The organism is Robertmurraya kyonggiensis, assembly GCF_005116465.1.
Lineage (GTDB): Bacteria > Bacillota > Bacilli > Bacillales > Cytobacillaceae > Robertmurraya > Robertmurraya kyonggiensis.
Map to the genome: position 1 here is coordinate 130,086 of NZ_SWBM01000005.1, position 22,572 is coordinate 152,657.

At 38.7% G+C, this 22,572-nt stretch carries 23 protein-coding genes; 12 read left to right on the forward strand and 11 right to left on the reverse strand.

Features of this window, described 5'->3' with window-relative positions:
* Positions 1-17 precede the first annotated feature (17 nt).
* Complete coding sequence (copZ, locus tag FA727_RS18235; RefSeq protein ID WP_136832971.1) at positions 18-224, forward strand: copper chaperone CopZ; 207 nt, start codon at positions 18-20, stop codon at positions 222-224.
* Between the two features lie 86 nt (positions 225-310).
* The gene (locus tag FA727_RS18240) at positions 311-2,710 is read left to right on the forward strand and encodes a heavy metal translocating P-type ATPase (protein ID WP_281280917.1); all 2,400 of its coding nucleotides are present in this window, start codon (positions 311-313) and stop codon (positions 2,708-2,710) included.
* 150 nt (positions 2,711-2,860) lie between these two features.
* On the opposite strand, the gene FA727_RS18245 is transcribed toward FA727_RS18240, so the two are convergent.
* Complete coding sequence (locus tag FA727_RS18245; RefSeq protein ID WP_136832973.1) at positions 2,861-3,358, reverse strand: DUF2798 domain-containing protein; 498 nt, start codon at positions 3,356-3,358, stop codon at positions 2,861-2,863.
* A gap of 328 nt (positions 3,359-3,686) precedes the next feature.
* On the opposite strand from FA727_RS18245, the gene FA727_RS18250 reads away from it, so the two are divergent.
* The 6 genes from FA727_RS18250 (at position 3,687) to FA727_RS18275 (ending at position 9,438) form a co-directional block, all read left to right on the forward strand.
* Positions 3,687-4,262 carry a nitroreductase family protein gene (locus FA727_RS18250; RefSeq protein WP_136832974.1) on the forward strand — a complete coding sequence of 192 codons (576 nt, stop codon included), beginning with the start codon at positions 3,687-3,689 and terminating at the stop codon, positions 4,260-4,262.
* 91 nt (positions 4,263-4,353) lie between these two features.
* Entirely contained in the window at positions 4,354-5,073 is a 720-nt protein-coding gene (locus FA727_RS18255) for an SDR family oxidoreductase (protein WP_136832975.1), read from the forward strand.
* Between the two features lie 189 nt (positions 5,074-5,262).
* Positions 5,263-6,219, forward strand: coding sequence for an ABC transporter permease (locus FA727_RS18260; protein ID WP_136832976.1), 957 nt, complete (start codon positions 5,263-5,265; stop codon positions 6,217-6,219).
* Positions 6,206-7,162: an iron chelate uptake ABC transporter family permease subunit gene (locus FA727_RS18265; protein WP_136832977.1), complete on the forward strand. Its 957-nt coding sequence runs from the start codon at positions 6,206-6,208 to the stop codon at positions 7,160-7,162. Before FA727_RS18260 ends, FA727_RS18265 begins: the two co-directional genes overlap by 14 nt.
* Positions 7,159-7,926 carry an iron ABC transporter ATP-binding protein gene (locus FA727_RS18270; RefSeq protein ID WP_136832978.1) on the forward strand — a complete coding sequence of 256 codons (768 nt, stop codon included), beginning with the start codon at positions 7,159-7,161 and terminating at the stop codon, positions 7,924-7,926. The genes FA727_RS18265 and FA727_RS18270 overlap by 4 nt, the downstream gene beginning before the upstream one ends.
* 474 nt (positions 7,927-8,400) lie before the next feature.
* Positions 8,401-9,438, forward strand: a complete 1,038-nt coding sequence (locus FA727_RS18275; RefSeq protein WP_136832979.1) for a siderophore ABC transporter substrate-binding protein — start codon at positions 8,401-8,403, stop codon at positions 9,436-9,438.
* A gap of 62 nt (positions 9,439-9,500) precedes the next feature.
* Here FA727_RS18275 and FA727_RS24470 read toward each other — a convergent pair whose 3' ends face one another.
* The 3 genes from FA727_RS24470 to spoIIP all read right to left on the reverse strand — a co-directional run bounded on the left by FA727_RS24470 (position 9,501) and on the right by spoIIP (position 11,720).
* Positions 9,501-9,650: a hypothetical protein gene (locus FA727_RS24470; protein ID WP_170209288.1), complete on the reverse strand. Its 150-nt coding sequence runs from the start codon at positions 9,648-9,650 to the stop codon at positions 9,501-9,503.
* A gap of 148 nt (positions 9,651-9,798) precedes the next feature.
* Positions 9,799-10,542: a (S)-benzoin forming benzil reductase gene (locus tag FA727_RS18280; protein ID WP_136832980.1), complete on the reverse strand. Its 744-nt coding sequence runs from the start codon at positions 10,540-10,542 to the stop codon at positions 9,799-9,801.
* A 50-nt stretch (positions 10,543-10,592) separates the two neighbouring features.
* Complete coding sequence (gene spoIIP, locus FA727_RS18285) at positions 10,593-11,720, reverse strand: stage II sporulation protein P (protein WP_246041958.1); 1,128 nt, start codon at positions 11,718-11,720, stop codon at positions 10,593-10,595.
* Positions 11,721-11,945: 225 nt separating this feature from the next.
* On the opposite strand from spoIIP, the gene FA727_RS18290 reads away from it, so the two are divergent.
* Together FA727_RS18290 and FA727_RS18295 are read left to right on the forward strand one after the other, a co-directional pair.
* Complete coding sequence (locus tag FA727_RS18290; protein WP_136832981.1) at positions 11,946-12,218, forward strand: hypothetical protein; 273 nt, start codon at positions 11,946-11,948, stop codon at positions 12,216-12,218.
* Between the two features lie 20 nt (positions 12,219-12,238).
* Positions 12,239-12,766 (forward strand): spore coat protein, encoded by a 528-nt coding sequence (locus tag FA727_RS18295; RefSeq protein WP_136832982.1) that lies wholly within the window; start codon positions 12,239-12,241, stop codon positions 12,764-12,766.
* A gap of 207 nt (positions 12,767-12,973) precedes the next feature.
* Here the strand turns inward: FA727_RS18295 and FA727_RS18300 are convergent, their stop codons facing one another.
* The 4 genes from FA727_RS18300 to FA727_RS18315 form a co-directional block, all read right to left on the reverse strand.
* Positions 12,974-13,708: an ABC transporter ATP-binding protein gene (locus tag FA727_RS18300; protein ID WP_136832983.1), complete on the reverse strand. Its 735-nt coding sequence runs from the start codon at positions 13,706-13,708 to the stop codon at positions 12,974-12,976.
* Positions 13,705-14,403 (reverse strand): ABC transporter permease, encoded by a 699-nt coding sequence (locus FA727_RS18305; protein ID WP_136832984.1) that lies wholly within the window; start codon positions 14,401-14,403, stop codon positions 13,705-13,707. The genes FA727_RS18300 and FA727_RS18305 overlap by 4 nt, the downstream gene beginning before the upstream one ends.
* A 252-nt stretch (positions 14,404-14,655) precedes the next feature.
* Complete coding sequence (locus FA727_RS18310; RefSeq protein WP_136832985.1) at positions 14,656-15,537, reverse strand: ABC transporter substrate-binding protein; 882 nt, start codon at positions 15,535-15,537, stop codon at positions 14,656-14,658.
* A gap of 13 nt (positions 15,538-15,550) precedes the next feature.
* Positions 15,551-16,450 (reverse strand): substrate-binding domain-containing protein, encoded by a 900-nt coding sequence (locus FA727_RS18315; RefSeq protein WP_136832986.1) that lies wholly within the window; start codon positions 16,448-16,450, stop codon positions 15,551-15,553.
* A gap of 228 nt (positions 16,451-16,678) precedes the next feature.
* Here FA727_RS18315 and FA727_RS18320 point away from each other — a divergent pair, with 228 nt between their 5' ends.
* Positions 16,679-17,458 (forward strand): DUF4931 domain-containing protein, encoded by a 780-nt coding sequence (locus FA727_RS18320; RefSeq protein WP_136832987.1) that lies wholly within the window; start codon positions 16,679-16,681, stop codon positions 17,456-17,458.
* A 67-nt stretch (positions 17,459-17,525) separates the two neighbouring features.
* The gene (locus FA727_RS18325) at positions 17,526-18,692 is read left to right on the forward strand and encodes an FtsW/RodA/SpoVE family cell cycle protein (RefSeq protein WP_136832988.1); all 1,167 of its coding nucleotides are present in this window, start codon (positions 17,526-17,528) and stop codon (positions 18,690-18,692) included.
* Positions 18,693-18,914: 222 nt separating this feature from the next.
* Here the strand turns inward: FA727_RS18325 and FA727_RS18330 are convergent, their stop codons facing one another.
* The 3 genes from FA727_RS18330 to FA727_RS18340 are packed head-to-tail and all read right to left on the reverse strand — an operon-like array spanning position 18,915 to position 22,569.
* Positions 18,915-19,991 carry a Ger(x)C family spore germination protein gene (locus FA727_RS18330; protein WP_136832989.1) on the reverse strand — a complete coding sequence of 359 codons (1,077 nt, stop codon included), beginning with the start codon at positions 19,989-19,991 and terminating at the stop codon, positions 18,915-18,917.
* Positions 19,975-21,075 carry a GerAB/ArcD/ProY family transporter gene (locus tag FA727_RS18335; protein WP_136832990.1) on the reverse strand — a complete coding sequence of 367 codons (1,101 nt, stop codon included), beginning with the start codon at positions 21,073-21,075 and terminating at the stop codon, positions 19,975-19,977. Before FA727_RS18335 ends, FA727_RS18330 begins: the two co-directional genes overlap by 17 nt.
* Positions 21,076-21,087: 12 nt before the next feature.
* Positions 21,088-22,569, reverse strand: a complete 1,482-nt coding sequence (locus FA727_RS18340; RefSeq protein ID WP_136832991.1) for a spore germination protein — start codon at positions 22,567-22,569, stop codon at positions 21,088-21,090.
* Positions 22,570-22,572: the final 3 nt, after the last annotated feature.

The following is a 22,572-nucleotide window of genomic DNA, read 5'->3' on the forward strand; positions in this document are numbered from 1 at the left end:
GAAAGAGGGTATACAGAATGGAAAATGTGATTTTAAATGTAAAAGGGATGTCATGTGGTCATTGTGTAAAAGCAGTTGAAGGTAGCGTTGGTGAACTTAAAGGCGTGAACAGTGTCAAAGTAAACCTTGAAGAGGGTACTGTAGCGATCGATTTTAATAACGCTGAGGTTACTCTTGACCAAATTAAAGAAACGATTGACGATCAAGGCTACGATGTAGCATAACAAAATATAAAAGAACGTGCTACCATTCAAATAGCGCGTTCTTTTATCCTTTTAATATACCCTAACGGGGTATGGAGGCGAACGAAATGAAAGAAACAAATATGCAAATAACAGGGATGACCTGTGCGGCTTGTGCGACTCGTATTGAAAAAGGGTTAAGAAAACTAGAGGGAATTGAAGAAGCGAATGTCAATTTAGCTTTGGAACGATCCTCTGTGAAATACGATCCTCAGGTAATCAATGTAGAAGCTATTCAAAAAAAGGTTCGAGACCTTGGCTATGATGTTGTAACAGAAAAGGCCGAATTCGATATTACCGGGATGACTTGCGCAGCTTGCTCTGCCAGGATTGAAAAAGGTCTTAATAAGTTAGAAAGCGTAACAATCGCCAATGTTAACCTCGCGTTAGAGAAGGCTACGGTCGAGTACAATCCAACTGAGCTTTCAACAACCGATATTATAAAAAAAGTGCAGGCACTCGGATACGGAGCTCGCATGAAGGACGAAGGTAAAGAGTCGGTCGACCATCGGGAAAAAGAGATCAAAAAGCAGACCGTGAAATTTATTTTTTCGGTTCTACTATCCTTGCCTCTATTATGGGCGATGGTGGGTCATTTTGAATTCACATCCTTTATTTATGTGCCAGACCTATTTATGAATCCATGGTTCCAACTAACGCTAGCGACTCCAGTGCAATTTATCATTGGGGGCCAATTTTATATTTCTGCTTTTAAAGCTTTGAAAAATAAGAGTGCTAATATGGATGTTCTCGTCGCATTAGGAACGTCTGCTGCGTATTTTTATAGTTTGTATTTATCTTTTGATTCAATTGGTATACACACTGGGCATACAGTGGAGCTCTATTATGAAACGAGTGCCATTCTTATTACGCTCATTATTTTAGGAAAGCTGTTCGAAGCCAAGGCCAAAGGCCGTTCTTCTGAAGCGATTAAAAAGTTGATGGGCTTGCAGGCAAAGACGGCGATTGTAGAGCGTGAGGGAGTCGAGGTTGAAATTCCATTAGAAGAAGTCGTAAGCGGAGATATTTTTCACGTGAAGCCTGGTGAAAAAATACCGGTCGACGGTATGATTACGGAAGGTTTTTCGGCAATCGATGAATCGATGTTAACTGGGGAAAGTGTCCCCGTTGATAAAAAGGTTGGCGATGAAGTAATTGGAGCGACGATTAATAAAAATGGATTCCTGAAGGTGAAGGCGACCAAGGTTGGAAAAGATACTGCTCTTGCACAAATTATTAAGGTCGTGGAAGAAGCACAAGGATCTAAAGCGCCGATTCAACGGTTAGCCGATAAGATTTCAGGAATTTTTGTACCGATAGTAGTAGGACTTGCGGTCCTAACTTTCCTAATATGGTTCATTTTTGTCACACCAGGAGATTTTGCGGAAAGCTTGGAAAAACTGATTGCGGTTCTTGTCATTGCTTGTCCGTGTGCGCTTGGGCTTGCGACGCCTACATCGATTATGGCAGGGTCTGGACGTGCTGCTGAATATGGCATTCTTTTTAAAGGCGGAGAGCATTTAGAAATGACGCACAGGATCCAAGCAGTTGTCTTGGATAAAACAGGTACTGTGACGAATGGAACACCTGTGTTAACCGATGTTTTTACAGAGATGAATGAGGCGGAATTTTTAGCATTGGTAGGAAGTGCCGAAAGAAAATCAGAACATCCTCTAGCGGTGGCTCTTGTTGAAGGAATTAAGGGTCGAGGAATTGAATTAAAAGATGTGTCTGATTTTGAGGCAATACCAGGGTACGGTATTCGGGCCATTGTAGATGGACAGGAGCTCTATGTGGGAACACGAAAATTGATGGGGCTCAAAGAAATTGATTTCGGTCGAGCAGAAGAGCAAATGAACACCCTAGAAAAAGAAGGAAAGACGGCGATGCTCGTTGCGGTGGACGGTCAGTTTGCAGGTCTTGTTGCGGTGGCTGATACGATTAAAGATACATCTGTGGCAGCGATCACTCGCCTTAAAGAAATGGGCTTAGACGTATACATGATTACAGGGGACAATGAGGAAACAGCAAAGGCAATTGCGAACAAGGTGGGAATTGACCATTATATCGCTGAGGTTCTTCCAGAAGGAAAAGCGAATGAAGTGAAGAAGCTTCAGCAGCAAGGGAAGAAAGTTGCCATGGTCGGTGATGGTATCAATGATGCACCAGCCCTTGCAGTGGCAGACATTGGTATGGCAATTGGAACTGGAACCGATGTGGCAATGGAGGCTGCTGATATTACCCTGATTCGAGGGGATTTGAATAGTATTGCCGATGCCATTTTTATGAGTCGAAAAACGATTCGCAATATCCAGCAGAACCTCTTTTGGGCTTTTGGCTACAATACTCTTGGTATTCCAATCGCTGCTCTTGGATTCCTTGCTCCGTGGTTAGCTGGAGCAGCGATGGCTTTTAGTTCGGTTTCGGTTGTCTTAAATGCATTAAGGTTGCAGAAAGTGAAGCTTTGAGTTTTGTTAATTGGAAGAGTATCTGATTTCCGATAACGTGGAGAGAAGGATAAATAACAGGCTAATGAACAATATAAAAAGCACAAAAAAAGCTTGGGGTAGTTTGAACTGTACCCCAAGCGTTATATTAATAATAAATGCTAAGTTATTTCAAATCATCCTAGCTTGTCTAGACTGTCTTGCGTGAATTTTTTTCATTGCCAATCTAGCTATTGGCTGAGCAATCAACAACTCAATCCAAAATGCTACACCAAAATTTCTGAACCAACTGTGAAAGAAGTTCTGAAAAGGTTCTAAGCTAATATGTTTTGTGCCAACCCAAGTTCCAATAATAGTTAGAAGAATTGATAAGACGGTAACATTCATAAACGTATTCATTAAAACTCTGGCATTAAATCCATCTGTTTGTCCTACGAATTTTGGTATCACTTTACCAACTACTGGCCCTGCAACTAATCTTACTAACAAAACAACGATAATCCACATAAACGGAATAATCTTTAGCGTTTCTAAATAATTTTCTTTACTAAAGCCACGTTCTAATCCCATAATAATCGGGGCAATAGTGTTTACTGAAATAATTGAAATAATCAATAAAAATAATATGCCTTCCTTCGCATTTTGAGGCAGTCTTTCTTCCTTATACATGTCTTTCCCTCCGAAATAAAAAAAATTTCAGATGGTAGACGTATCTTGCGACATATATTTTTGGTCAGTAAAACTAATACCAATATCTCTACACACTGATTATATTATTTTATCAACTCTTTATATCTAAATAAAGTGATTTTTTTTGGAATTTTAGAAAAAGCTAACCATAGAGACGGAGGGAGGGCAATTCCGATATGAGACTCCACTTCACTATAAAAAATCATGTATACTAAACTATTAGAAACAGCAGGATATGTCCGAATAAAGAGAAATTAACAAAAAAGCTACATATACTTTTAAGAGATTTGAATTGGAGGTAGGAGAAATGGAACTATTTGAAGCGCTAGAAACAAGACGTAGCATTGGGAAGGTTCAACAAGATAAGGAAGTACCAACAGAACTGATTGAACAAATTATAGAAGCGGCTACTTGGGCACCGAATCATCACCGTACAGAGCCATGGAGATTCTTTGTTTTAACAGGCGATGGACGTAAAGGACTAGGAGAAACTCTTGCTCGAATCGCAGCAAAAGGGATGGATGATCCGACGACAGAAGAAAATCAAGGCAAGCTAGAAAAGGCGAAGAAAAATCCATTTCGTGCTCCAGTTGTTATCGTGGCTGCAGTTGAGCCAAGTGAAGGGGACAAGATTATTTTACAGGAAGAGTTTGCTGCTGTTCATGCTGGGGTGCAAAATATGCTTTTAGCAGCACATGCGCTAGGGCTTGGAGCGGTATGGAGAACAGGTAAGCCAACTTACGACCCGGAAATGCGAGAGCATTTTGGTTTATCAGACAAGGGAGAAGTAGTCGGATTCGTCTATCTGGGCTATCCTGATATGACTCCCGCTCCTCGAAAAAGAAAGTCTGTTTCAGAAGTGACGAAATGGATTGATAATTAACGAACTAGTGGCGTTCACCTAAGTGAGCGCCTTTAGTATTTGCACAGGATTCCTTATTCTGTAAAAATGAAGATAAATAGGAGGGAATGAAATGAATAAAGTAGTGATCGTTACTGGTGCAGCAAACGGAATCGGAAAAGGCATTGCCCTCGCATATGCAGAAAAGGGAGCAAAAGTTGTACTCGCGGATATGAACGAAGAAAAAGGCAAAGCGTTAGAACGCCAAATGAATGCTAAGTTCGTGCGAACAGATGTAAGAAGCGAAGAGGATATTCAAAACTTAATGAAAACGGCCATTGCAGAATACGGAAAAATCGACATTCTCATCAACAATGCAGGCGTCAGCAAGTTTAAGAATGTGTATGATTTAGCGGTGACCGAATGGGATGATATTCTCAATACAAATTTAAGAAGTGTCTTCATTTGTTCAAAGGAAGGTGCTAAATATATGCGCCAGAACGCAGATGGAGGAGCGATCGTTAACATTGCTTCAACAAGAGCAATCATGTCGGAGCCGAATTCAGAAGCCTATGCTGCTTCAAAGGGTGGAATCGTCGCAATTACCCATGCCCTAGCAGCATCGCTATCAGAGGACCGCATTACTGTTAATGCGATTTCACCAGGCTGGATTGAAACAGGGGATTATACCCAGCTATCTGCAAGGGACCATGCTCAGCATTTTTCCAAACGAGTAGGAAAGCCAGAAGATATTGCTCGCGGTTGTATATATTTAACGGAGAATGATTTTGTTACGGGTGAGAATTTAATTATCGATGGTGGCATGACTAGGAAAATGATATATGAAGAGTAGGGAGTTCGTGTTGAGCTCCTTTTTTAATTGCCAAAAAACTTTTAAAAGTTACTAGTTGCCTACTTTTCCTCTAATTCCCATGTTTCAAGGTTGAATTTTGAATATTTTTTATTTATAATGAAACCGTACTTAGAATGATAATCATTTTCAATTACCATTCCAAGAATAACCAGATGAAGAGGATTATACATGAGACTTTGGATGTTGATAATTGCAGCTATCGTCCTGTCTTTTCTATCGCTATTTATTGGTGCCATTGATATTAAGCCGAGTGAGTTGCTAGATTGGGAGTCAGATGAAACACAAATTTTCCTAATTAGCCGCGTGCCTCGTCTAATGGCCATCATATTGGCAGGGGCAGGAATGAGCATTGCAGGTTTAATTATGCAGTCATTGAGCCGGAATAAATTTGTGTCTCCAACGACTGCTGGAACATTAGATGCTGCGAAACTAGGAATCTTAATTTCTATGCTATTTTTTACAAATACGACGTATTTGCAGGAAATTATTTTCAGCTTCGTATTTGCTTTAGCGGGAACCCTCGTTTTTATGCAAATTCTAGATCGTGTTAAATTCAAGGATGTTATTTTTGTACCACTAATCGGCATCATGTATGGAAACATTTTGTCCTCGATTACGACATTTCTTGGGTATGAAGCAGACCTTCTGCAAAATATTCAATCTTGGTTAATGGGAAGCTTCACCCTGATTATTTCAGGTCGTTATGAGCTACTTTATGTCAGTATTCCAGCGGTTATTTTAGCCTATTTGTATGCCAATAAATTTACCGTTGCTGGAATGGGGGAGGATTTTGCGAGAAATTTAGGACTTAGCTACAAGCTTGTCTTAAATATGGGTCTGATCCTTGTTGCTATTATTTCTACAACCGTCGTACTAACTGTAGGGGTTATTCCGTTTCTAGGTTTAATTGTGCCTAATATTGTCTCTCTTTATTTGGGGGATAACTTGCGAAAAACAATTCCACACACAGCTGTACTTGGAATTGTCTTTCTATTAATTTGTGACATTCTAGGACGAGTAATTATTCATCCATATGAGATTCCGGTTAACGTGACAGTGGCAGTAATCGGTAGTGCGATCTTCTTAATTATGTTATTTAGGGGGAGAGCCTATGCGAAAAAATAGTACGAAGTTGATACTCTTAGCGATTCTAGCAATTATTAGTATGTTGTTTTATGCGTTTTATGATATTAAAGGTGGTTTTGATTACGCCTTTCCAAGAAGAATGATTAAGATTTCGGCAATGGTCGTAACAGGGATTGCCATCTCCTATTCGACCGTGGTATTCCAAACAATAACTCACAATCGAATACTAACGCCTTCTGTTATGGGACTCGATTCCATGTACCAAGTCGTCCAAACAATCATTTACTTTTTCGCAGGGTCCATGTCGATATGGGTATTGAATAGATATTTGAATTTCGGCATCGCTATTTTAGCAATGGTACTATTCGCACTCGTTTTATATCGATTCTTATTCCGTGCCGATAAGCACCCAATCTATTTACTCCTTTTAATCGGAATGATTTTAGGGACGCTGTTAGGTAGTTTGGTGAGCTTTTTACAAGTGTTGATTGATCCTGTGGAATATTTAAGCTTACAAAGTCGTTTATTTGCAACCTTCACAAATGTGAAAGCTGATTTATTGTATATCTCAATTGGGATATTGATATTAGCGTTTATGTACGGTTATCGCATTATGGGAAAACTAGATGTCATGTCATTGGGTCGAGAAAATGCGATGAACTTAGGTGTTAATTATGACCGGATGGTAATGAATATTTTGGTTTTATCATCCGTATTAATTGCCACTTCAACAGCACTAGTTGGTCCAATTACATTTTTTGGCTTGATTGTGGCAAATCTTTCTTATCAGTATTTGGTTACATATAAGCACTCGGTCTTAATTTTAGGCGCTAGTTTGATTAGTATTATTGCCTTAGTCGGAGGGCAATTCTTGGTTGAGCATATTTTAGAATTGCGCACGACGTTAAGTGTCATTATTAACTTTGTTGGTGGTATTTACTTTATTTACTTATTATTAAAAGAAAGTAGGGCAGCAGGATGATTGAAATCAAAGGATTAACGAAGCGATTTGGGAAAAAGCCTGTTGTAGAAGACGTATCTGTAAAAATAGAATCTGGTACGATTACATCATTTATCGGTCCAAACGGTGCAGGTAAGTCTACACTTCTTTCGATGGTGAGCCGCTTATTAAATGCTGATACAGGAGAAGTACTACTAGATCAAAATAATGTACAAAAATGGAAATCGAATGAATTTGCGAGACGTGTTTCTATCTTGAAGCAATCAAACTATATTAATGTTCGATTAACGGTGCGCGAACTTATTGCTTTTGGACGCTATCCTTATTCTAAAGGCCGCCTGACAGCAGAGGATGAAAAATTCGTTGATCAAGCGATTGAATATATGAACTTGAGTGAGATGGAGGATCAGTTTTTAGATGAATTATCAGGTGGGCAAAAGCAGCGTGCATTTATTGCTATGGTCATCGCGCAAGATACAGACTATATCTTGCTTGATGAGCCTCTAAATAACTTAGATATGAAGCACTCAGTCCAGATTATGAAGATTTTACGTGGACTTGTAGATGAGCTTGGGAAGACGGTTGTCATTGTTTTACATGACATCAATTTCGCGTCTGTCTATTCAGATCGTATTGTCGCATTGAAGGACGGTAAGCTTGTGAAAAATGGACCAACTCACGAGATTATTAACTCTGATGCATTGCGCGATATTTACGATATGGATATTCCCATTCAAGAACAGAATGGATGCCGTATTTGTGTGTACTTCAATTCTCATACTTAATTCGATAGAGCCTAGAGAAATGTTTGGTTGAACTGTATTCTCTAGGCCTACTTTTCGCCTACTATGAGAGGCGAGAATGGCATTATGGAACTTGAGTTTTGAAAAAAGTGGCGATCGGATTCGCTTCTAAGCCAGGTTTCTATACTAGAAAATCTATGCACCTCAAAAAAAGCTACTTTTTCTAGAATTAACACTTTTTCAGTTGTATCGAACCCGTCATGAAGACAACTATTACAAGAATCCAGTGAAAAGTGTCCGCATGAACAACTCCTAGTGGTGATGAGTCTCATATAAGAATGTTGGGGTGTATTCATTGCGTACTAGAAGTGTAGATCAACCATTTTATAAAATTTTCAATAATTTACAAAATTGTATTGACGGAATAGAATCCTCTCTTTATAATGAGAATTGTTATCAATGATAATGATTATCATTACCAATGAAGAAAAGAATATACATAAGGAGAGAAGAATCATGAAAAAATGGTTACTATCTAGCATTTTACTAGCAATGTTTTTAACACTTGCTGCATGTAGTTCAAGTGAAGAAACTAAATCAGAGGAAACGGATAAGACGACAGCGTCTGAAGAACAATCAGCAGAAACGGAAGTAGCAGGGGAACAAAGTCCAGTTTATCCAATGACGGTATCTTCAACAGTTGCTTCATCTGAAAGTGAAGACAAAGGAACCATCAATTACGAAGAAGTGACATTCGATAAAATGCCAGAAAAAATTGCCGTATTTGATTATGGTTTCCTAGATACATTAGATGCACTTGGTGTAGAGGGAATTGTAGGAGTTGCGAAAGACTCTACTTTACCAGCGCACCTTGAAGCTTATTCTTCTGATGAGTATGCAAGTATAGGTGGTTTAAAAGAACCATTACTTGAAGATATTGCTGAAATGGCTCCTGATGTTATTTTTATCTCTGGTCGTCAGTCTGCATACTATGAAGAATTAAAAGAAATTGCACCAGTTGTCTTTGTTGGTACTTCTCAAGATGACTACTGGAATACATTCTTAGCTTCAGTAGACCTTGCAGCAGAGCTATTTGGTAAAGAAGCAGAAGCGAAAGAGTATCTTGCAAAATTTGATTCTAAGTTAGAAGAAGTGAAGACTTTAGCTGGTAACTATGACACGTCATTAGTGACCATGTATAATGAAGGAAAATTATCTGGTTTCGCAACAAACTCTCGTTTTGGTTATATCTATGATATCTATGGCTTCAAGCCAGTAACTGAAGATATCGAAGCTTCTTCTCACGGTTCTAATTTCGGATTCGAAGCAATTCTAGAGTTTAACCCACAAGTGTTATTCGTAATCGACCGTACTGCAGCTATAGGTGGAGAGTCAAATATCGATGCGGATATGGAAAACGATATCGTGAAGAAAACAGAAGCCTATAAAAATAATCACATTATCTATCTTGATGGTCCACTATGGTACCTAAGTGGCGGCGGCTTACAATCTGAGCTTGCTAAAATTGATGAGATCTTAGCTGAATTAAAGTAGGAACTTTTGACATGTGAATTACCCCTTTCCCTATAAAATAAGAGAAAACTCGACCAAGTTAACTATGGTCGAGTTTTCTTTACGTCAGTTTTAGCATGCTTAGCCTTATTCCTTTTGTTTCCCTTACTATTATCTCCACTTGCTACTTCTTGAGCGAATTCAGTATCAGGTGCGTTTTGATTTTTACTGCCCTTATTATATTTTTTCGTCATATGCATAACTCCTTTTTTCCTTATTGTTTCATTTCATTTCGTGAATTATGCAAAAAAAAAAAGACCTCTCAATTAAGAGGTCCAGAAAAAGGGGGAATTACACTTGTGCTAATAGTATTACCCCATATGAGAGATTTATTCATGAAATCTAAATTAATTTATTCACATGATAGATTTCGCCATTCACAATACTTCCCGATAACAGTAAATCTATTAGTGCGTTCGCAACTGTAGCAGCACTGCGAAGCTGTCCTTCTTCCTTATAGCTTTTAAACTTTTCAATATCATGGAAAGCTTCCTTTGATGAAGAACGAATCGTTTGCTGCATGTCTGTGTCCATAATGCCAGGACTGAAGCCGATCATGACGTGCTTCCCTTTAGAGGTTTCTTGCTCTAGTGCTCCTGCTTGGGTAAACATATTCACAGCTGCCTTTGTACTACAGTATGTACTCCAGCCATGAATTGGTCGTTCCGCTGCTCCCGACGTCACATTAATAAAAGTAACTTTAGATTTCGCTAAACGTTGCGTTAGTAGGTTGGTAATAAGAATAGGAGCAAGTAGATTCACGTTCAGATTTTGCACGACAGACTCCGTATCGAGCTTTCCAACTTTTTCAATCGGCTCCACAACTCCGGCATTGTTGAATACCCATAACTCGTCGGTATCGCCTAATTTTTCCACAATTTCCGAAAAAGTTATTTCAATGCTTTTTGGATCTGATAAATCACATGGAAAGTGTGCACAAAACAGATTCTGTTCTTCTGCATGCTTCCGTAAATCCTCGTTTTCCATTCTTGAAACAGAGAAGATTCCAAAATCTTCTCCTAATAATCTTGTGGCGATTGCTGCACCTAATCCTTTTGAAGCTCCCGTAATAATTGCAAATTTCATTTCGTCACCAGCTTTGTTTTCCTCTAGTATACTGGAAAAAGGTTTTTTTTCTAAGGGGTCCCGTTGACAGCTTCGGCTTCTAAGTAGTATTCGCTAAAAATATCCGCAAACGCCTCAACACTGTTTTGAAGCTCGGACCATTCATTTTCCACGCCTCCAAATTCGACTAATAATGCTCGATCAGAAAGGTCCTGATTATATACTCCATTTCCTTCATTTTTTCCTTTCTTTAAAACGCCACGGCTTATGCCTGGGTATTTCTCTTTTAGTTTCTTATCGAGGTCCATAGCGACTTGAAGATTTTGTTCGTAATTCTTATGCTCCTTACCTACGACAAAAAAGATTTTGGCATAGGACTTTCCATTAATCACTTTCGTTGTGATCTTTCTCTCAGATGCATCACGATGAATATCAATGAGAAAATTCAAATCACTATTGGTTGCCATTGCTTCCTGAACGATTTTTCGAGACAAAGTATAAGAGTCATAGTAGTCAAGATTATTCTCGAACAATTTCTCTGTCATATTCGTTGTATCATGCTCCGTACCAATCCCTTTTTGATTCAATGCATCGGCAAGCATTTTACCTACACCGACGACATTTACTTTTTCGCTAGAGCTTACCGCATTAACTGGCTCGGTAACACCCTTCAACAACGGCATAAATGATTCCCAGCTATGTGTGTGATAAGTGAGGACAGGTCTTTTCCCAGGTGCAATCGGCGTCGTTTCATTTTCTTCGGTTTGCAATTTCTCTTCGGCAATCTCTCGTTCTTTTAATAAAACTTCCATTGGAGGTGCAGATTCGATTGGTAGAGTCGTGAAATCGGTGCCTTCTCCAGCCACGACTATTTCTGTATCAAAAATAGAGTAGCCAGGGAGCTCTCTACCAAGAAAAGTACGGATATCCGTCGGTTTAACATTGGTAAAGAATGCGAAGGCAAGGTCGGATAACGAATATGGCCAACTTTCTTCGGTGCCATGATAAAAATAGTGATTTTCGGTCTGGAGGATGCGAACGAGTAAATCATTTGTTGTAACTTCATCAGACCAATCTTTCAGATGTCCTGAAGTAAGTGGGCGGGAATAAGTAGAGATGAGTCCAGCGATGATTAAAGTGAAGACTATTCCAAAAAACCAACCATTAAAATAAGGGGAAAAATTTATTCTATCGTGCAATCGAATTCCTCCATTTCTTTTTAGAGGCAAAAAGTAAATCAATGGCTTGTATTTGTTTTATATATATTGAATTATCCCGCTGGTTAGAAGTGAATCATGGAGATTGAACCAAGGGCGTTTTTCCATCGTGCAAACGCCTTTTCTATGAGTACTAGTGGAAGAGCCCACAACCGTAGTGGGGCCACGGCATATGAATTAATATAAGCGCTCAAGGGGGTGAAATGGTTGGGAGATATGAATGACAAACTGCAAGAGGTGTCCAAAACACTACTTGGATTGCGTGTAAAGGATGTTTTTAAAAAAGATGACTTAAAGTTAAGGGAACTTTCAACTGATGATAAAGATCAAATCAGGAAGTTATACAAAGACTTGGAACAGCAAGTAAATGAATTTGTAAACAAATCAAAAACCACTACAGAAACTGCTCCAGCAGAAACAGTTGAGAAACCAAAGAGAACCCGAAAAACTTTAAGGGACAAAGTAAGAAAGAAAAATTAAGAAGCAAAGGAGAGATATGAATGTTAAGTGGAAGAACAGAGTACGTACAAGGAACTAGCAGATGCAATACTTGCGGCTACAGCTCATGCCAATGCGGTGGAAGCAATGTAGGAGGCGAGTACAGAAGATTCAACGCACTAGACCCAGTTAGCCAATTCCCTTTTTCTGATAACGAAGCTACTATTCTTCAAAATGCTGACCAAGTTTCAGATATTGAACAAAGATCAAATGAACGTATCGTTATCAAAGATAGCTGTGACGTTAGAGTAACAACAACTGATACTCAAGTAGCTGTATCTATTCAAGCAGCCATCCAAATTGCGATTGCTCTTGTTGTCAACATCACGATTGCTGATGATGAACAAGCTGAATCCATCACACAAGATTTACTTCAATTCTCACAAATTCAACAAGTTAACCGTCAAACAATTTGCATTGAAAACTCCCGTGATATCGAAGTATCAACTACTGACACCGACGTAGCAGTATCCATCCAATTATTACTTCAATTATTAATCGCTATCCTAATCCAAGTCGATATTCTATAATCTTATACCCAGTTTAAGCATAGCCAAAACGTAATTTTTCCCGTATGTTAGTAACCCAAACAACCCAAACCTCCTATATATATAAAGTAGCATGTTCAACTCACATGCTACTCTCTTTTTTTATAGGCTATTTTTGTATTGAATGTTCATTTTATTACGAAAAAGAGCCTTTTTCAGGGGGCTTATGTTAAATTGTTTTCCATTCAATCAAAGAATAAATTCCTTCCACTCCTGAATGAAGGGAGCGGTGCTTTCATTCGGCTGCTCAATGACATCTAGGGTGTTCCCTAATTGCTTGATTTCCCCATTCATAAGAAGGGCAAGCCGATCGGTTAGATACTTTATTTCAAGTAGGTCATGACTGACAAATACGGTGGTCGTTTCGGTTGTTTTTAAAATCTCCTTCAATTCCTTGAGAAGCTGCACCTTTGTCGGAAAGTCGAGCGCAGAAAAAGGTTCATCTAAAAATAACACCTCAGGCTCAAGCACCATGGCTCTTGCTAGATTGACCCTTTGCGCTTCTCCACCTGATAAGTGATAAGCATGCTTTTTGGCAAGGTGAGAGATGTTAAATTTGTCTAACCAGTATTCGACCTTCGCGTTGATTTCTTGCTTTGGTAGCTTGCGAATTTTTAAGCCGAGGGCCACATTTTGATAGACTGATGTGTTTAGCAATAAGGATTGCTGTAAGGCTATCGCGAATTTTCGCTTCATTTCGATCGTGACTTTATGTGCTGATAGCTTCGTTTCCTTGAAAAATAGAGTACCTTCACTAGGTGAATCAAGTAGAGACAAAAGCTTTAATAGAGTACTTTTTCCGGCTCCATTTGGACCCATAATCCCGATGATTTCTCCTTCTTCAATCGAGAGAGAAGGGACCCGAAGAATGGTTCGATCCTGAACAGCATAGGTCATATTTTCTAATTTTAGTAGTGTACTCATATTTTTCGGCTCCTTTGCTGTAGGAACGTTAAGCAAAACGTCACAATAAAGGCTAACGTCATAATAATGAAGGAAAGAGCAAAAGCGATATCAAAATTCCCTTTGGAAACCTCCATCACAATCGAGGTTGTTAAAATGCGTGTATCGCCTTTGATGTTACCGCCAACCATCATCGCAGCACCAACCTCAGCGATGACTCGGCCAAAACCAGCAATGACAGCCGCAAGAATAGCAACCCTGTTTTCTAATAGTAAGATTTTAAACATTTGCAACTTGGTTGCACCTAAGGCTCGAATTTGCATCCGCATTTTTTCATCAATTTCTTGAAATGCGCTTGATGTAAGCCCGATTAAAATTGGCAAGGAGACAAGCACCTGTGCCAAGACGATGGCAATCGGCGAATATAAAAGAGAGAGGTGGCCGAGTGGACCTGACCGCCAAAGGAAAATGGTTATCCAAAGACCAGCGACAACGGGTGGAAGTCCCATGCCAATATTAATGAATACTAATAGCAGCTTTCTTCCAGGAAACTTGGTTAGCCCAAAAAGAATGCCAAGAGGGATTCCAATGAGGGTACTAATCAAAATTGCTGTCAAAGAAATCCGTAAGGTTCTCCACGTAATTTCATAGATTTCTGGATCGCCAGAGGCAAGCATCTCAATTGCTCGTCTTAATCCATTTAGTAGTAAATCCATCCAACTTCAACTCTCTTTGTAAACAAAATCTAAGTATTTTGTATGTGGTTTTCAAAAGGCTCTGTTATTGTTCAGACAGGTGAGCCCACTTAACCGGAAAAATTCCTTTTATTAATAGAGAATTAGGTGAATTTCTTGATTTAGTCGGAATTTTTTCTCTTATTTTTATTCAAAACCACTTTTAATCGAGTGTTTTTTGCCTTTCCAAAAAAATACCTAGCATTATTATAACACTAGGCATTTTTGTTACTATTACTCTGTATATTTGTAGAATAAAGATTCGCCGTATTCTTCTTTACCAAACTCTTCAATGAAGTTTTGAGTATCCTCATCTACGATAAATTCAACAAATGCCTTCGCACCGTCATTATTGATTTGCTCATTTTTAGAAGGATCCACTTCCATGACATGGTAAATATTTAATAAAGCATCGTCACCTTCAATAGCAATGTCCATATCAGGATAGTTTGCTTTTTGCGCTAAGTAAGTAGCTCTATCAGTTAACACATAACCTTGCTTTTCAGCCGCAACTTGTAGAGTATTCCCCATTCCTTGACCTGTTTCTAAATATGAAGCATTTTCTGAAGGTGTCACATTGATTGACTTCCAAATTTCTAATTCTTTCTTATGTGTACCAGAATCGTCTCCACGAGAAACGAATACTGCACTGCTATCAAATAATTTTTGGAATGCTTCTGTAACCTCTAGACCTTTTACACCAGCTGGGTCAGCTTTTGGACCCACGATGATAAAGTCATTGTACATGACACGCTTGTAATTTTGAACATCGCCATTATCTACAAGTTCCTGTTCAGAAGCAGGAGCGTGAGTTAAAAGGACATCAGCTTCACCATTAACACCCATTTCAAGAGCTTGACCAGTACCTACGGCAACAGTTTTCACTTTGTAAGGGAAGTTTTCTTCAAACATTGGAATAAGCGCATCAAGCAATCCACTATCTTGCGTACTCGTTGTTGTTGCTAAAATTAAGTCAGTGACTTCCACCTGTTCTTCTGTTGCTGCGGTATCCCTTTCTGCCTCTTCAGTCTTCGTACTGTCTGTATTCCCACATGCTGCTAGGAATAGGAGTAAGAATGCGATTAAGGATGTTGATAATAAACGTTTAAAATTCATTTTGACATGCCTCCTATTTTTTCTCAAAAATGATTTTCCCAAATTCTTCTGTGTTATAGCCTTCAAGATTGCGGATGCTTTCTTCAAAGCTAGTTAATTGGATAATATCGAGTAAATGCTGTAGTGCTTCTTCATTCTTTTTGTTCCAACGAAGGACTAAATCAAATTGTTCATTTTTAATAGGAATAAAGTTCAAGTTAAGCTGTTCGGCAGCAGAACGTATGCCTAAAGCAGCATCTGCGATTCCTCGGTTAACTTGTGAAGCTGTGGAAAGATGATTCCATTCTTCATTTTCATAACCTTTGATGGAAGAAGGGGCTATATTCTCATTTGCCAATGTATAGTCTAATAAAAACCTAGTTCCAGAGCCCTTTTGTCGATTGATAAAAGTGATGTCCTTGCGCGTTAAGTCGTGACAATCCTGAATCCCTTTTGGATTTCCTTTTGCTATCATGAGTCCTTGCTCGCGACTTGCTAACCGAATCACAGTTAGTGGTTCATGAACAAAGAACATTTTAATAAAAGGAAGATTGTACTCCCCTGATGATGGGTCGAGTAGATGGAGGGCTGCAACATCGCAGTTTCCGCGATAGAGCATCATCAAACCCTCAAGACTTCCAATGTATGTAGGCTGAATTGTTAGAAAATCGGCCTGTTTGGTTACATACTTGATTAACTGCTCAATTAAAAAATCGTGACTTCCAGCAATTTGTAGACTAGTAGAAAGCTCATTTTTTATGTCTGATGATGAATCGATCTTTTTAAATCGCTCCACCTCAAGTTTATCAATTCGCATTTTATTGCCTACTCGAAAAGCTTGAAGCTCTCCTCGTTTAATGAGTTCGTAAACCGTATGCTTGGATATCTTAAATAACTTAGCAAGTTCATCTGGTGTGTAGGTTTCATCTTGCAATACAATCACCCCCAGCATTTTTCTCATTTCCAACTTACTAAACTTTAAGTTTGGCTACTGTGACTTAAGTTACTTTTCGTTAAGTTTTGTTTAGTTTTGTTAAGAGTGTTCACGAGTTATTCACATTTAAACGCAAATTGAAAAGCTCGCGAAATTAATAAATATCCCCTACAATATAGAAAAAAACATAATCATATTATTAAATGTGAAAATAAAGTGGGTGAGGGAATGAAGGATACACATTTACTGTTTAATACATCTATTGGGGTACAGAAACCAGAAAGCATTCGCAATAAAAACACAAGCTGTCCATTTTGCGCTCGAGAAGCGTTAACTGACATTATTGCTATAGAGGATTCTATTATTCTCCTAAAAAATAAGTACCCAGTTCTGGAGAATGCTTATCAAACAGTATTAATTGAAACAGATGATTGTTCGAGTGAGCTCTCTATGTATGCAAAAGAGCATTTAGTAAAATTGTTCACCTTTGCCATAAAGCATTGGTTAGAAATGGAGAAAAGTGGACGTTTTGAGTCTGTTCTTTTTTTCAAGAACCATGGCCCTTTATCCGGAGGAACGATTGCCCATCCACATATGCAAATTATTGGTTTGAAATCTATCGACTATATGGAAAAAGTGACGGCTGCCGTTTTTGAAGGAAACGAAATTCATCAGGAAAATGGTGTTGTTTTTTCTCTATCAACCGAGCCGAAAGTCGGATTTTATGAATTTAATGTAAAAATGACGGACCTCAATCAAATAGAATCCTTTGCGAAATATATCCAAGTAGCGGCCCATTACATTTTGAACGATTTTATTTTTCGAGCGAATAGTTATAACATCTTTTTTTACCATGTGGACGATGTTATTTTCGCGAAAATTGTCCCGCGTTTTGTGACAACGCCACTTTATATTGGGTACTCAATCCCACAAGTGCCAACGAATTTGGAACAGGTAAGGGAGGATATAACTAGACGTTATTTTGTAAAAATAACCAGCACCTTATAAAAAGTTGTGATTTCTTTCTTAAAAAAATATAATGAAGTATTGTACAAGACCTTAAGGAGAATTCATCATGACTACCGATAAGAATACGTCCTCCAAGCTAGACTTTAATTTAATCTTTATTTTGTTTTTACTATTTGTTGCAAGCTGTATTTCAATATATAGTGCCCAATCAACAGGGCAGTACGGTGAAAACTTTTTATTAAAGCAAATTGTTTGGTATGTTATTGGCGCAGGAATTATTGCTGTTGTCATTAACTTTGATTCAGACCAACTAAAAAAACTATCCTGGTATGTATATGGGCTTGGTTTAGCATTGCTTGCGTTCTTGATTGTCGCACCGGACAGTATCGCTCCGGTTATCAATGGGGCTAAAAGCTGGTTCCGAGCACCAGGCATAGGTTCTCTACAGCCTTCGGAATTTGTAAAAGTCTTTCTAATTCTGGCATTAGCCAGAACGATTGTTGATCATCATGAAAAGACTTTGGATAAGACGATCCAAACGGACGTATGGCTCCTACTGAAAATAGGGTTCGTAACAGGAGCGCCTTTGTTGCTCGTTATGCAGCAGCCTGACCTAGGAACTTCCTTGGTTCTCCTTGCGATCATGCTTGGAATGATATTTATTTCAGGCGTCACATGGAAAATCCTTGTTCCAATCTTTGGGGTTGGGGTTTCACTGATCTCCGTTATTTTTTACTTTGTGTTGTGGAAGCCCGATTTATTGGAGAAGTATTTAGGGGTAAAAGAGTATCAGTTTGGCCGTATTTATTCCTGGCTTGACCCTTACAATTACTCTAGCACAACAGGTTATCAATTGACTAAATCGCTTCTTGCCATTGGTTCAGGACAAACGAGTGGGAAGGGCTTCGGAACGAGAGAAGTCTATCTACCAGAGAGCCATACAGATTTTATCTTTAGTATCGTAGGCGAAGAATTTGGTTTTATTGGCTCAAGTATTTTGATCAGCTTATTCTTTTTGCTGATATATCATATTACAAGAGTGGGCATGGAGACGAAGAATGCTTTTTACACGTATATTTGCGTAGGTGTTATTAGTATGATTACGTTCCACGTCTTCCAGAACATCGGTATGACAATTGGGGTTCTACCGATTACGGGGATTCCGCTGCCGTTCATTAGCTACGGAGGAAGTGCGTTGATGGGGAATATGCTCGCCCTCAGCTTAATCTTCTCGATTCGATATCACTATAAAAAATACATGTTTTCAGAGTAGGACGTATAGTTTTTCCAGAAAGAACGGGCATCATGAATGTACATGATGCCCGTTCTTTGTCTGAAAAAAGGTAACTAGTGTGATTTGAATGACAAAATAAGGTGCCCCCGAGAAAAAGTTGTCACTCAAGGCCAGTTTGATTACCAAGATTGACTGTCCCGAGTAATAGTTGTCAATCAAAAGAATGCCACTACCGGCCCTCTAAAGATCTCCCAATACCCCTTATTCAATCACGCCAGCTTCTGTAATGGTGACATCTGGCACAACCTTGACCGTGAGATTTTTCAGGTCAGATTCGAGCCATTTGGATAAATCATATTTTCGTTTTCGAGTTTTGACAAAATGACCAAAACCAACGGGATCTATTTTTTGCTCTTTAAAGATATCTACTAGTTCTTGACTTTGTTTTTTGATTTCTTCACCAAAGGCATTTTCTAATTGCTTGATTTGCTCTGGCTTCACTTCATTTCCTGTATATTCATTGACAATTCCTTGGACCTTTATTTTTACGGTGATTTCTAAAGGGGATCGTTTGCTCAAATCAAAATTGTGGGTAGAACGAATGCTTCGGACGGCAGCTTCTCCATCCTTTATCTTCACCCTATGTAAACCATTGCTGTATTTGTCTACGAGTAGGCGAAAGAAAAACATTTGATCCGATGAAATGGTTTCAACGACCTTACCGTGTTTAAAAAAACAAACTCCGTTTAATTCAATCTTTTCATCTGATATTTTCTTTAACTGTGGCATAAAAGGTGTTTGTCCCTCTTGATAATATGAAAAGAGGAATTTTTGCAAATTGGTTTTCGGAAGATCTTCATTCTCAATGTTATTCTCTAATAAATTTGAGATAAAAGTAGCGTTGCCTCTAACTCCATAATTGCCATCCATCAGTTCTCTTGCCTCTCCATCAACTACAGCTAAATAAAGTCCTGAACCCACTCCAGGGTCACGTTGAAAGGCATCGATTAATTCGAGAACCCCTTCTTTCGTGGCTAGCTCTTTTGCAAATAAGACAGCCTCCATACTTCCTGTTACGATTGGGTTGGCCGCCTGAAGCTGTATATCCTGCAGGATCGACTTTTTAATAAGTGCTTTTGCCGTCAATGTTTTGTTTTCTGGTGGTTGGTCCGGCTGGTAAATGGGATAAAGAATTGTTCCGCTGGTATTTCCATCCCCTGCATAATCGAATCCAATTGCCTCAATGAGGTTAATATCATCCAATATTTCTTTCTTAACGCATCCGTTCAGAAAAAATGCGATAGATGCTATAACCAAGATTTTATGAACCCACTTCATTTTTTTTCACCTTCTTCGCAATCAAGGTAGCTACCAGTAACAATGGAAAGTAAAAAAAATTAAGGTAGAACCCAATTTGTCCAACTAAATCACTTAGAAGATTGACTTGTTTTCGAGTGAACAGCAAGCTCGTAGCGATTAAACAAATAAAGGCCAAAATAGGAACTGTTGTTCGTTGTTTGATTGAAAATAATCGTTTGGCAATGCGGCTGGAACACCATAAAGCAATACTTGCATTAGGCAAAATAATTAAGCACCAATTGGCAATTCCAATATACTCAAATCGTTCTACAAAAGGCATCATAATGATTTTCCACATTGTTAAGGTTGGCCAAATGTTCTTTTGTAGCTGATTTTCTGGAAAATAAGCAAAGGTAAGGATGGCTAGGTATACGTAAATCATTGTCGTGGAAAATACAGCCAAGTGAGCCCATTTTTTTGATTTTTTTTGATCTTTGATAAAAGGATAAAAGATCAGCAGGGACTCAAACCCTAGCACAGTTAGGGACATATTTTTACTGCCTAAAAGAATGTCTGAAATCGAGTGATCTAAGATTGGAAGCAGATTATCGAATTCAGCATATGGAAGTGTGAATAAAAAGAGTGCCAAAACGTAGAAGGGGAGGACAATCCCGAAAAAAGCCATCCCTGTTACCGTTCTGAAACCGCCAAAAATGATGTATACCACAACAATAAGAAAGATTAGAGAAAACCAAAAGGTCGTTAGGTCAGTAAACATCCATACTTGTACAATTTCCACATAAGTTCTTATGACAGTCACTGTTAATAAGAGGTAGTAAAGAATAAAAAATAGGCCGAATATTTTACTGACGATTTTTCCAAAGACAAATGTATGGATGGAAATCATATCTCCATTTACGGTTTCTAACATTTTAAAAAGAGCCCATAACACGATATGGACAGCTATTCCTGCCAGGATAATCGATATCCATGCATCATACCCAGCGGTTTTGGCGATAATTCTTTGAAACCCTAATATACCGATCCCGAATTGCATCTTTTGCACGACAAAGAAGACGAGAAAAGGAGAGATTTTTTTGTTTTCGGGAATGCTTACACTCATGATGCAAAACCTCTATTCATCGATATCTTGTTTCTGTTTAGCATCTCTTTCATCCAATCGTGACGGATGCTTCGAACGTAAAAAAACTGGGCGTTTGGCTTGGTTTTTAAATGACAGCCTGATAAGAGCATCCTTCATATCCTGTCTCCTCGGTGGATATAAGGGTTCTAAATACGGTCTCCCGAGGGAGGTCAGACGGATTAGATGAGTCAGCATGATACAAAAAGATAATACAATTCCAACCAATCCCCACAACTCCGCAAATAATAGAAACGGAAATCGCAGTAAGCGAATGGTATTGCCCATTCTATAAACTGGTGTTGTAAAGGAGGCAAGCGCAGCTAGAGCAATGATAATCAAGAGGACGTTGCTTGTTAGGCCAGCTTCTACGCTTGCTGTTCCAATAACAATCCCTCCTACGATACCGATCGTTTGGCCAACCTTGGTCGGTAGTCTTGCTCCAGCTTCTCGCAATAGTTCAATTGTTAACTCAAGAAAGAGTGCCTCAAGTATTGGTGGAAAAGGAATTGCCCGTCGTGAAGCGACCAATGCACTCAATAGATCACGAGGGATAAGCTCATAATGATAACTTAAGGTTGCTACGTAAATAGGTGTAACTAGAATGGAAAAGGTTACGGCAAATAGTCGAATCAATCGGAAAAAGGACGATACAATCCAGTTGAGAAAATAATCTTCAAAAGAACTGAACAATTCTACTAAAGTCGTTGGTCCGATCAAAGCATGAGGAGAACCGTCAACGATGATGGCCACTTTTCCTTCAATGATACTTGCGGTTACCCGATCTGGCCTTTCTGTGTCAAGCAACTGTGGAAATGGAGAGTTTTGATTATCTGAGATAATTTGAACGATGAAGGAACTATCCGTAACTCCGTCAATGTCAATGTCCTGTAACCGTTGCCGAACCGTATTTATATTTTCTTGATTAGTAATCTCTTCAAGATAAATGATCGCGACCTTTGTTTTTGATATTTTTCCAACCGTTAATTCTTCAATCACCAGCTCTTTAACAGGAATCCTTTTTCTAACCAGATTCAGATTTTGTTTCATTGATTCGACAAAGGCTTCCTTTGGTCCAATAACGCTAAATTCGACCTCAGGAACCCCAATACTTCTACCAACTTCTCTTTGCGCGGCAAAGAAACACAATTGTTCCTCGTTTCCCACTACTTGAACAAGAACATAACCATTAAACAGTTTTAATTCAATATCTTTTGGGTTTGTAGAAATTTCTGTCTCAGCAATGGTAATCAATTCTGGAACATCATCTAGGTTGTAAAGCTCTCCATGTAGCAAATAGGGGAGAGCCTCTTTGTGAATGATTTTTTCATCCGTGAGGCTTGCGATGAAAGTTAGATAGAACTCGACTTTTGTTTTCTCGTTGGTAAAATGAATATTTTTATAATCATTTGATTTAGACAAGACTTTTTCTAGTGCTTCTTTTTCAGTGTTTTTTTTCTTGAATGGAATTTTCATCGG

Excerpts from the sequence above, each read along its gene's own strand:
- copZ (WP_136832971.1), top strand. The coding sequence starts at position 18 with ATGGAAAATGTGATTTTAAATGTAAAAGGGATGTCATGTGGTCATTGT.
- FA727_RS18240 (WP_281280917.1), top strand. The coding sequence starts at position 311 with ATGAAAGAAACAAATATGCAAATAACAGGGATGACCTGTGCGGCTTGT.
- FA727_RS18245 (WP_136832973.1), bottom strand. The coding sequence starts at position 3,358 with ATGTATAAGGAAGAAAGACTGCCTCAAAATGCGAAGGAAGGCATATTA.
- FA727_RS18250 (WP_136832974.1), top strand. The coding sequence starts at position 3,687 with ATGGAACTATTTGAAGCGCTAGAAACAAGACGTAGCATTGGGAAGGTT.
- FA727_RS18255 (WP_136832975.1), top strand. The coding sequence starts at position 4,354 with ATGAATAAAGTAGTGATCGTTACTGGTGCAGCAAACGGAATCGGAAAA.
- FA727_RS18260 (WP_136832976.1), top strand. The coding sequence starts at position 5,263 with ATGAGACTTTGGATGTTGATAATTGCAGCTATCGTCCTGTCTTTTCTA.
- FA727_RS18265 (WP_136832977.1), top strand. The coding sequence starts at position 6,206 with ATGCGAAAAAATAGTACGAAGTTGATACTCTTAGCGATTCTAGCAATT.
- FA727_RS18270 (WP_136832978.1), top strand. The coding sequence starts at position 7,159 with ATGATTGAAATCAAAGGATTAACGAAGCGATTTGGGAAAAAGCCTGTT.
- FA727_RS18275 (WP_136832979.1), top strand. The coding sequence starts at position 8,401 with ATGAAAAAATGGTTACTATCTAGCATTTTACTAGCAATGTTTTTAACA.
- FA727_RS24470 (WP_170209288.1), bottom strand. The coding sequence starts at position 9,650 with ATGACGAAAAAATATAATAAGGGCAGTAAAAATCAAAACGCACCTGAT.
- FA727_RS18280 (WP_136832980.1), bottom strand. The coding sequence starts at position 10,542 with ATGAAATTTGCAATTATTACGGGAGCTTCAAAAGGATTAGGTGCAGCA.
- FA727_RS18295 (WP_136832982.1), top strand. The coding sequence starts at position 12,239 with ATGTTAAGTGGAAGAACAGAGTACGTACAAGGAACTAGCAGATGCAAT.
- FA727_RS18300 (WP_136832983.1), bottom strand. The coding sequence starts at position 13,708 with ATGAGTACACTACTAAAATTAGAAAATATGACCTATGCTGTTCAGGAT.
- FA727_RS18305 (WP_136832984.1), bottom strand. The coding sequence starts at position 14,403 with ATGGATTTACTACTAAATGGATTAAGACGAGCAATTGAGATGCTTGCC.
- FA727_RS18310 (WP_136832985.1), bottom strand. The coding sequence starts at position 15,537 with ATGAATTTTAAACGTTTATTATCAACATCCTTAATCGCATTCTTACTC.
- FA727_RS18320 (WP_136832987.1), top strand. The coding sequence starts at position 16,679 with ATGAAGGATACACATTTACTGTTTAATACATCTATTGGGGTACAGAAA.
- FA727_RS18325 (WP_136832988.1), top strand. The coding sequence starts at position 17,526 with ATGACTACCGATAAGAATACGTCCTCCAAGCTAGACTTTAATTTAATC.
- FA727_RS18330 (WP_136832989.1), bottom strand. The coding sequence starts at position 19,991 with ATGAAGTGGGTTCATAAAATCTTGGTTATAGCATCTATCGCATTTTTT.
- FA727_RS18335 (WP_136832990.1), bottom strand. The coding sequence starts at position 21,075 with ATGAGTGTAAGCATTCCCGAAAACAAAAAAATCTCTCCTTTTCTCGTC.
- FA727_RS18340 (WP_136832991.1), bottom strand. The coding sequence starts at position 22,569 with ATGAAAATTCCATTCAAGAAAAAAAACACTGAAAAAGAAGCACTAGAA.